This window comes from Streptomyces sp. NPDC000941, assembly GCF_053599555.1.
Map to the genome: position 1 here is coordinate 27962 of NZ_JBSFMM010000129.1, position 4766 is coordinate 32727.

The following is a 4766-nucleotide window of genomic DNA, read 5'->3' on the forward strand; positions in this document are numbered from 1 at the left end:
CGGCAACCATGCAGTGCGGCAGCGCGGCGCAGGCAGCCCGGGCCGCCTCGTCGTCCCCGGTACGGACCACGTCGGCGAGGAAGGACGCGTACGCCGAGCGAGCACGGATCCCCGCCGCTTCCGGATCGCTCACGATCACGGCCTCGAGGACGGCCGGCTCGTACAGATACTCCTTCAGCCGGTCGGCCACGCCAGGCGCGCCGACCCGGGCGAGGAGCGGGCGTACGAGCACCACCCGCACGTCCCGGTGCTGCCCGGGCTCGTCCCAGGCCGCGAGCAGCGCGGCGAACGCCGCGTCGCTGGGCAGCTCGGCCAGAGCGCGGACGGCCTCCTTACGGCTGCCGACCGGCGCCGACACCGAGCGCACGGCGGGTGCGAGGAGTGCGACGGCCCTCCGATCGGACACGCCACCCAGAAGGCGCCGCACCCCTGCCATCGCCGCCCGCCCCCGGGCGCCGCCGATTCCGGCGTGTTGGAGGAGGAGGGAAAGCACAACATCGGGGGCCGCCCGGCCGGGCTTGTGTGGGCCGACGGGCGTGTCCCGGTCAGCGGTCTGCGGCTCGGGGGCGTCGGGCCAGACCGGCCCGGCCGCGCCTGGGTCGGCGGGGCGAGGGATGACGGTGTCCCCACCGGGCGGCTCGACGCCGGACCCGTCGCCACCGGCCACTCGAGTTTCCGCCGGACCAAACTCGGCCCGGCGAGCGGGCTCCCGGCCAGATGCCTCGCGAATGGCGGAGTCACGCGAAGCCGGACCGGCGGCGCCGCGGCCAGGCGCGCCAGGAGCGAAGGTGTCCCCGTCAGCCGTGCGGCACTTTGGGGCGTTGGGCCAGACCGGCTCAGGCCCGCCTGGTCCGACGGCATGGGTGTCATCCACGACACCACCGGGCGGCTCGACGCGGGGCCCGTCGGCCGCAGCGTGGTCGGGCGTGTCGCCGCTCAGCGTGTCGGCCGGGCCGCGCCGGTCGGTCTGGCGGGCGTTTGGCGGGCGGTCGAAGTAGGCACCGATCGCCGCGGTTTCGCCGAGTGCGGTCAGCGCCGCCGCGGCCACGGGCTGCGGTGCGCTGGACGCCAGGTCTGCCAGGAGCGCCGGGTCGCGCAGCAGGGCCGCCGCGTCGGCGCGGGCGCGCGGCGGAGCCTCGTCGTCGGCCGCTACCGCCGCGAGGTGGGTGTCCAGCAGGCGGCGTGTCCGCGCGGTCCACCGGCCGGTGACCGAGTACGGCAGACGCGGCACCCAACGGTCGGCGGGGCGGCGCGACAGCTGACCGGGCAACCCGTGCCGGGCGGCGCGCAGTACGTCCTCCAATAGATCGGTACGGCGGGCGGCCAGGGTCCGCAGTACCGGTTCCACGATGGCGAACGACGGATCGGAAGCGATCAGCTGGGCACAGCGCCGCTCCCGCGTGGCGGGGGCCGCGATCCATGCCGCGGCGGCGCGGGCGGCCGTCCCGGGATCCTCCCCGTCGAGCGCGGTGTGGCCCACCAGCGCATCCAGCGTGGGGAGTTCGGCGAGATGGGGCGCGAGGAGTTCGGCGAGGGGTACGAGCCGGGAGGCGCGGAGGTGGCTCTCCGCCTGCCCGGTCGGTCGGACGGCCTGTCCGCTCGGCCGGGCCGCCTGTCCACTCGGCCGGTCAACCGGTCCGGTCGGTTCGCCGCCCTGGGCCGAGGGGCGGTCGGTCGCTTCGCCGACGTGGTCGGGGGCCGTACCGGCCCAGATGGCCGCTGCCGCCCGGGCGTCGAGCCTCAGCGGCGCGACCGGGCCGCGACGGCGCGGGTCGCGTACGACCTGGCACAGCAGACGGGCCGTCTGTGCCGCCCGTTCGGCGTCTCCCCGGGCCGCCGCGCTCTCCGTGGTGCGGCGCAGCCACCGTTCGGCGGCGGCGACCGTGGCGAGCGTGGAGTCGCGGGAGTGGACGGTGGTCAGCGCCGCGTCGCGCAACACGCTCAGCGGTATCGCGGCCAGCATCCGGCGCGGCGCGCCGGCGGCCTGCTCCAGTGCGACGCGCCGTACTTCCTCCCTGTCGTGCCAGGCCCGCTCGCAGGCTGCCACGATCCGCGCGAATTCCGCGGGGTCGGCGTTCAGCTCGGCGCATGCGAGGAGGGCACGCCAGGCGTACGCGCGTTCGTAGGGACGGTGGCCCGCCGCCGCCTCGAGCAGGATCGGCTCGGCGTCGGCGAGCGGAGCCACCGCGGCGAGTTGGTTGCGCAGTGTCGGCGACCGGTGCGGCCGGGCGAGGACGGGGCGCAGAAGGTCCGCGCGGTCCGCCGGGTCGAGTGCGGCGAGGGCGTTGTAGCGGGCCCTCCTGCCGAGGCCACGCGCGGGGATGCGGGCTTCGACGATGCGACGGCGTGTCGCGGCGGGGAGGAGCGTGAGCAGGGGGTCGGGGGTGATGTCGAACCGGTCGGGGCCGTACAAGCGGATGCCACCGGCGCCCGCCTGGGCCGCTTCGGCCAGCTCGGCCAGTTCCTCGGAGGTGAGGGCGCGCAGTGCCCGCAGCACGGGCCGGGGCAGCGGCCCGGTGGGCAGCCGGAGGGTCGGCGTCCGTTCCGCCCCGCCGGCTCCGTCGCCGTCGGCGCGGGACGCGGCTCTCCGGAGGATCGCCAGCACCTCCCGCGGCTTGTGCAGCAGTGCCACCGCGCCGCGGCCGTCGATCAGCTTGGGCGCCCGTTGGAAGAGCAGCAGCCCGGCGTCAGTGTCGCGTTCGGCCACGACGGCGGCCAACAGGCGGTGGCGGCGGGCCAGTCGCCGTCGGCCGTAGTCGTCGCGCGCGTCGTATTCGGCCACCAGCCGGGCGGCGACGGCCGCCGGGGCGGTGCGAGCGAGGGTGTGCAGGACGCCGATCGGCGGGTCGAGGCGGGGCAACCACTCGGCCGCCACGCCGGGTGAGCACGCGGGCAGCAGACGGGCGGCGTCGGCGGGGCCGTACGCGGCGTGCGCCCGGGGCAGCAGCCGGTCGGCGAGCGCGATACGCCGGCCGACCCGCAGCACGCGGTACGTCTCATGCCGTACGGAACGGCTCTCGCTCAAGGCGAGTTGGACCAGGGCCTCTTCGGGCACCGGCAGCCGGATGGCCGCCGACAGCGCGCGGCGCCGCAGCAGAGGGTCGGCGAGAGCGGCTGCCACGGCATCGAGGTCGCGGCGGACGACGGCGAGAAACAGCGCGAGGTGCCGGTCGTCCGGCTCCGAGGAGGAGTCGAGGGCGGTACGCAGGGCGCTGCAGGCGTCCGGGGAGAGCGTGCGGGCGTAGCGAGCCAGGGCACTCATCCGGGCGGAGAAGGGCAGCGGGCCGAAGTGCGCCCGAAGCCAGGAAGGGGCCAGCGGCTGAGGAGTTCCGTATGGGGCCATGGGCGATCACCGAGAGATCGCGAGGCCGTCCTTTTCATGCGTCATGGTGCGGATCATGGCCCGGCACCGGTCAACGGCACAAGTCATTTACGGAACATCGGACCGCGGGCCGACCGGGCCAAGGCGACGAGGGCCGCCGGGCCGGCCGGGCCTTCGCGGCGCGGATGGACGGGGTCCGGGTGACACCCGCGATCGGTGTTGCGCGGTCACTCCCAGGCGCATGTCACCCCGGGCCCCGAGCCCGGCCGACGGTCGCGACGGTCCGGCTCCGCCACGCCGCGGTCCGCCCGGCTCCCGCCGCGCCCCTTCTCCCGGTTTCCATCCGGGAATTCGCCATCGGGGCGAACCCGATGGCGCGGCGCCGGTCACCGGCGCGCCGGGCAGCTGCCGCGGCCGCGGTCAGCGCCCAAGCTCCTTGCGCGACACCCGGCGCAGTCTGCGCCGCTGAGAAGGGTCGAGCATCAGGTACGCCAGTGCGGGAACACCGACGATCACCAGGACCGCCGCCCAGAACGGCAGCAGCTGGCACAGCAAGATCACTCCTATCGCCGCACCCCCGGCGACGGCCACAGCGCGCTTGGACATCTCCCTCTGCCTCCTTCGCGGCTCATGCCGCTTCACTTCTGTCAACGGACACCGACGGCGTGCGGTTCCTGAGTGCGAAGAATGCAGGTGAGGTGCTTCACACCGGACGCCCGCCCGGCCGGGCCACTCGTCAGGTACCCTCGGCGGCTCCCACTAGTCAAATTTGAGGAATGCGTCAGCTCCGTGACACCACCCACCGTGGCAACGCCCTCCGAGATCGCCGAACTCAGCCGCTGCACCGCCGTCTTCCTCCCCGCCGATCCCGCGCGGACCGGATGCGTCGCCTTCTGGCGGCCGGACGGCCCGGAACCCACCGGCCCGGGTACCACCGAAGAGATCACCGTCGTGGTCCCTGCCCTTGCCGCCGAGAACGACAGGGATGACGGGGATGGCGGTGATGACGGGGATGACGGAAACTCCGGGGACGACGGCGTCCCGGGCGTCCGTATCCGCGCCGTACGGGCCCTCGTCCTGCCCCTGGCCGAGGCGCTTCCGGTGCTCACCCGCGCCCGGGCCCGCGCCGCGCACGCCCCCTCCTCCCAGGCCGATCCCACGGCGGCCTTCTGGGGCGCCGCCGCGGTGCTCGCCCTCCAGCTCGCCGCCCGCGGACGGCTGCTGCCCGGGCTCACGGCCACCGACCACGACGCCTGGCGCGTCGGCCCGCTCGCCGAGGAGGATCTGCGGCGGGTGCGTGACCTGGCCGCCGCCATGCCCCCGGCCGCCCACGCCGTACCCCTGCCCGGCACCGATCCGCTGCGCCTGCCGGAGCCGGAACGGCACGTCCGCGCGTTCCTCGACGCGGTCGCGGACGGGCTGCCGCGCTCGCCCGCGGCGGCCC

General features: G+C 75.7%; 1 protein-coding gene and 2 pseudogenes. 1 reads left to right on the forward strand and 2 read right to left on the reverse strand.

What is annotated here, in order from left to right; translation table 11 throughout:
- Together ACWDSL_RS33335 and ACWDSL_RS33340 are read right to left on the reverse strand one after the other, a co-directional pair.
- Positions 1-3262 (reverse strand): annotated as a pseudogene (locus tag ACWDSL_RS33335) (hypothetical protein); the annotation flags it as partial.
- 480 nt (positions 3263-3742) lie between these two features.
- On the reverse strand, positions 3743-3928 hold the full coding sequence (locus tag ACWDSL_RS33340; protein ID WP_358638252.1) for a hypothetical protein: 186 nt from the start codon (positions 3926-3928) through the stop codon (positions 3743-3745).
- A 183-nt stretch (positions 3929-4111) separates the two neighbouring features.
- Here ACWDSL_RS33340 and ACWDSL_RS33345 point away from each other — a divergent pair.
- A pseudogene (locus tag ACWDSL_RS33345) lies at positions 4112-4766 on the forward strand (ATP-dependent helicase); the annotation flags it as partial.

Coding starts and splice junctions, on each gene's coding strand:
- ACWDSL_RS33340 (WP_358638252.1), bottom strand. CDS start 3,928: ATGTCCAAGCGCGCTGTGGCCGTCGCCGGGGGTGCGGCGATAGGAGTG.